Origin of the sequence: Micropruina sp. (assembly GCF_027492755.1) — a bacterium.
Classification (GTDB): Bacteria; Actinomycetota; Actinomycetes; order Propionibacteriales; family Propionibacteriaceae; genus Micropruina.
The window spans coordinates 61,071-64,609 of the sequence record NZ_JAPUED010000118.1; the positions used below are offsets into that span (position 1 = coordinate 61,071).

4 protein-coding genes are annotated in these 3,539 nt (G+C 70.6%); all 4 read left to right on the forward strand.

From position 1 onward, the window contains the following. Nucleotides 1–56 precede the first annotated feature (56 nt). Genes cysT through Q0066_RS08520 form a run of 4 tightly spaced genes read left to right on the forward strand, consistent with a single transcriptional unit; the run spans nucleotide 57 to nucleotide 3,349 of the window. Entirely contained in the window at nucleotides 57–953 is an 897-nt protein-coding gene (gene cysT, locus Q0066_RS08505) for a sulfate ABC transporter permease subunit CysT (RefSeq protein ID WP_298131978.1), read from the forward strand. Then, on the forward strand, nucleotides 950–1,864 hold the full coding sequence (cysW, locus tag Q0066_RS08510; protein WP_298131979.1) for a sulfate ABC transporter permease subunit CysW: 915 nt from the start codon (nucleotides 950–952) through the stop codon (nucleotides 1,862–1,864). The genes cysT and cysW overlap by 4 nt, the downstream gene beginning before the upstream one ends. After that, nucleotides 1,861–2,868 (forward strand): TOBE-like domain-containing protein, encoded by a 1,008-nt coding sequence (locus Q0066_RS08515; protein WP_298131981.1) that lies wholly within the window; start codon nucleotides 1,861–1,863, stop codon nucleotides 2,866–2,868. Before cysW ends, Q0066_RS08515 begins: the two co-directional genes overlap by 4 nt. Nucleotides 2,869–2,887: 19 nt before the next feature. Then, on the forward strand, nucleotides 2,888–3,349 hold the full coding sequence (locus Q0066_RS08520; protein WP_298131983.1) for an Rrf2 family transcriptional regulator: 462 nt from the start codon (nucleotides 2,888–2,890) through the stop codon (nucleotides 3,347–3,349). Nucleotides 3,350–3,539: the final 190 nt, after the last annotated feature.

Genomic DNA, 3,539 nt, shown 5'->3' on the forward strand with positions numbered 1-3,539 from the left:
GACCTGTTCGCCAAGGACACCGGGAAGATCGCGGTGATCTACGACAAGGCGACGTCATGACCGTCGTCACCGACCTCACGCCGGACGCCGCCACCGCGGCGGCGTCCGGCGCCACCACCGACAAGCCGGCCGGCCGGCCACCGCGGTCGCGTCCGGGATCGTCCGGACGGGCCAGTGGGCTGACCCTCGGCGTGGTCGTCACCTGGCTCAGCCTGATCGTGCTGCTGCCGCTCGCCGCGCTCACCGTGGCTTCGTTCGGCGACGGATGGGGCGGCTTCTGGGCGGCCGTCACCGCGCCGGTCGCGCTCGCCGCGCTGGGCACGACCATCCTGGTGTCGGCGGTGGTGGCCCTGATCAACGTGGTGGTCGGCACGCTGATCGCCTGGGTGCTGGTCCGAGACGAGTTCTGGGGCAAGCGCTTCGTCGACGCACTGATCGATCTGCCGTTCGCGCTACCCACCATCGTGGCCAGCATCGTGCTGCTGTCACTGTACGGCCCGAACAGCCCGATCGGCGTGGAGCTCAACGCCACCCGCTGGGGACTGATCGTGGCACTCGCCTTCGTCACCCTGCCGTTCGTGGTGCGCTCGGTGCAGCCGGTGCTGATCGAGGTCGACCGCGACGTCGAACAGGCCGCCGCCTCGCTGGGTGCCGGCAACTGGACGACGTTCCGGCGGGTGGTGCTGCCCACCCTGGCGCCGGCGATCATCTCCGGCGGGGGACTGGCCTTCGCCCGGGCCATCGGCGAGTACGGCTCGGTCGTGCTGATCGGCGGCAACATCCCGCGCGAGACGCAGGTGGCCTCGCAGTACATCCAGCAGCAGATCGAGATCGACCGTCCGGTGAACGCCGCGGCCGTCTCGGTGGCATTGCTGGCGATCTCGTTCGCCACCCTGCTGGTGCTGCGCTTCTTCGCCTCGCGGGGCCAGGAACGTGAGGAGCGAGCGACATGAAGGTCTCCACTCCCACCCGGATCGCGCTGCGCAGCGTCGCCCTGCTGTACCTGACCGTGCTGCTCGCGGTGCCCATCGTCACCATCTTGTGGCGCACCTTCGAGCCCGGCTTCGGTGCCTTCTGGGCCTCGATCCGGACGCCCGCGGCGATCTCGGCGTTCAACCTGTCGCTGCTGATCGTGGCCATCACGGTGCCGATCAACGTGATCTTCGGCGTGGTGACGGCGCTGGCCCTGGTCCGCGGCCGATTCCCCGGCCGGCGGCTGCTGTCCGGCGTGGTCGACCTGCCGTTCGCGGTGTCGCCGATCGTGGTCGGCGTCTCGCTGATCATGCTCTGGGGCGTCCACGGCTGGTTCGGCGGGATCGAGAACCTGGGCATCCAGGTGATCTTCGGGCTGCCCGGCATGGTGATCGCGACCATCTTCGTGACCCTGCCGTTCGTCGTCCGCGAGGTCGAACCGGTGCTGCACGAGATCGGCACCGACGCCGAGCAGGCTGCCGCCACCCTGGGCGCGTCCCGCTGGCAGACCTTCGCCCGGATCACCCTGCCGGCCATCCGCTGGGGGCTCACCTACGGCATCGTGCTGACCGTGGCGCGGGCGCTGGGCGAGTTCGGCGCGGTGATCATGGTGAGCTCCGGGTTCCCCGGCGTCTCGCAGACGCTCACCCTGCTGGTGCACAGCCGCTACATCGACGACCACAACACCCACGGTGCCTACGCCGCGGCCACGCTGCTGATGTTCCTCGCACTGGTCACGCTGCTGTTGATGACCGTGCTCGATCGCAAGAGGCCGACCGCCCACGCCGCGATCCCCGCCACACAACCGGACGGCGCCGTCTCGGTCGCCGAGCCCGCCGAGGCGTCCGTCTCCGTCCCCGTCGCCAAAGAGAACGCAAGGAGCCAGTCATGATCTCCGTCACCGACGCCCGCAAGGCGTACGGCACCTTCCAGGCGCTCGACAACGTCTCGCTCGAGATCCCGTCGGGCACCCTGACCGCGCTGCTCGGGCCGTCCGGATCGGGCAAGTCGACCCTGCTGCGCGCCATCGCCGGGCTGGAGGATCTCGACTCCGGCGCGGTGGTGATCGCCGGCCAGGACGTCACCAGGCTGCCGCCGCAACGCCGGGGGATCGGTTTCGTCTTCCAGCACTACGCCGCCTTCAAGCACATGACGGTGCGCGACAACGTCGCCTTCGGGCTGAGCATCCGCAAGCGGCCCAAGGCCGAGATCGCCCAGCGGGTCGACGAGCTGCTCGAGGTGGTCGGCCTGGCCGGCTTCCAGCACCGCTACCCGGCCCAGCTCTCCGGCGGGCAGCGGCAGCGGATGGCGCTGGCCCGGGCGCTGGCGGTCGACCCGCAGGTGCTGCTGCTCGACGAGCCGTTCGGTGCGCTGGACGCCAAGGTGCGCGACGACCTGCGGCGCTGGCTGCGCCGGCTGCACGACGAGGTTCACGTCACCACGGTGCTGGTCACCCACGACCAGGAGGAGGCGCTCGACGTCGCCGACCGGATCGCGGTGCTCAACCAGGGCCGGATCGAACAGGTCGGCAGCCCGGACGAGCTGTACGAGAGCCCGGCCAACCCGTTCGTGATGTCCTTCCTCGGCTCGGTGTCCCGGCTCAACGGCCAGATCGCCCGCCCGCACGACCTGCGCCTGGAACGGGACGCCCGGCGTGCCGAAGAGGTGGCCGCCGTCACCGGCGTCCGGGTCACCGAGGCCGAGGTCGAGCGGCTGGTCCGGCTCGGCTTCGAGGTGCGGGTCGAGCTGCGGCACACCCACACCGGGGAACGGTTCTTCGCCCAGCTGACCCGCGCCGAGGCGTCCGCGCTGCAACTCCAGGTGGGGCACCTGGTCTGGGTGGTGCCGACCCGGACGTTGCCGAGCGAAGAGGAGTTCCCCGCACTGGCGGTGTGAACGGGTCACAATGAGGTCCGTGGAGATCACCGCCAAGACCGAGTACGCCGTCCGGGCGATGCTGCAGTTGGCCGAGGCCGACGAGCCCGACCTGCCGATCTCGGTCGACGCACTCGCCCAGGCGCAGGAACTGCCGCGCAAATTCCTGGAGTCGATCCTGGCCGACCTGCGGCGCGCCGAGCTGGTGATCAGCACCAAGGGGGCGCGCGGCGGCTACCGGCTGGCGCGGGCGGCGTCCGAGATCCCGGTCGGTGCGGTGTTCCGGGCGGTCGACGGCCCGCTCGCCGAGGTCCGCGGACGCCGTCCGCACCAGACCTCGTACGAGGGGGTGGCCGAACACCTGCCGGTGCTCTGGGTCGCCGTCCGGTCCAGCCTGCGGCAGGTCCTGGACGAGACCTCGCTGGAGCAGCTGCGCACCGGCAGCCTGCCCACGCACGTCCGGCGACTCGCCGACGAGCCGGACGCCTGGGTCAGTCGCTGACGCCGGCCCTCGAACCCGCCCGCCGCTAAACCCCTCCCTAACTATCTCTGCCCTCCCACATGTGGGAGGGCAGAGATAGTTAGGGAGGGCACTACGGTCAGGGCCGGCTGGCGGGTGTGTCCGGAACGGGCGGAAATCCTCGCCGGATCGGGAATAGGCCTCGGCACGTGCCGGTTGTCGCCCAGTGGAA

What these genes read in the sequence shown, in the direction of transcription:
- cysT (WP_298131978.1), top strand. Translation starts at nt 57, where the DNA reads ATGACCGTCGTCACCGACCTCACGCCGGACGCCGCCACCGCGGCGGCG.
- cysW (WP_298131979.1), top strand. Translation starts at nt 950, where the DNA reads ATGAAGGTCTCCACTCCCACCCGGATCGCGCTGCGCAGCGTCGCCCTG.
- Q0066_RS08515 (WP_298131981.1), top strand. Translation starts at nt 1,861, where the DNA reads ATGATCTCCGTCACCGACGCCCGCAAGGCGTACGGCACCTTCCAGGCG.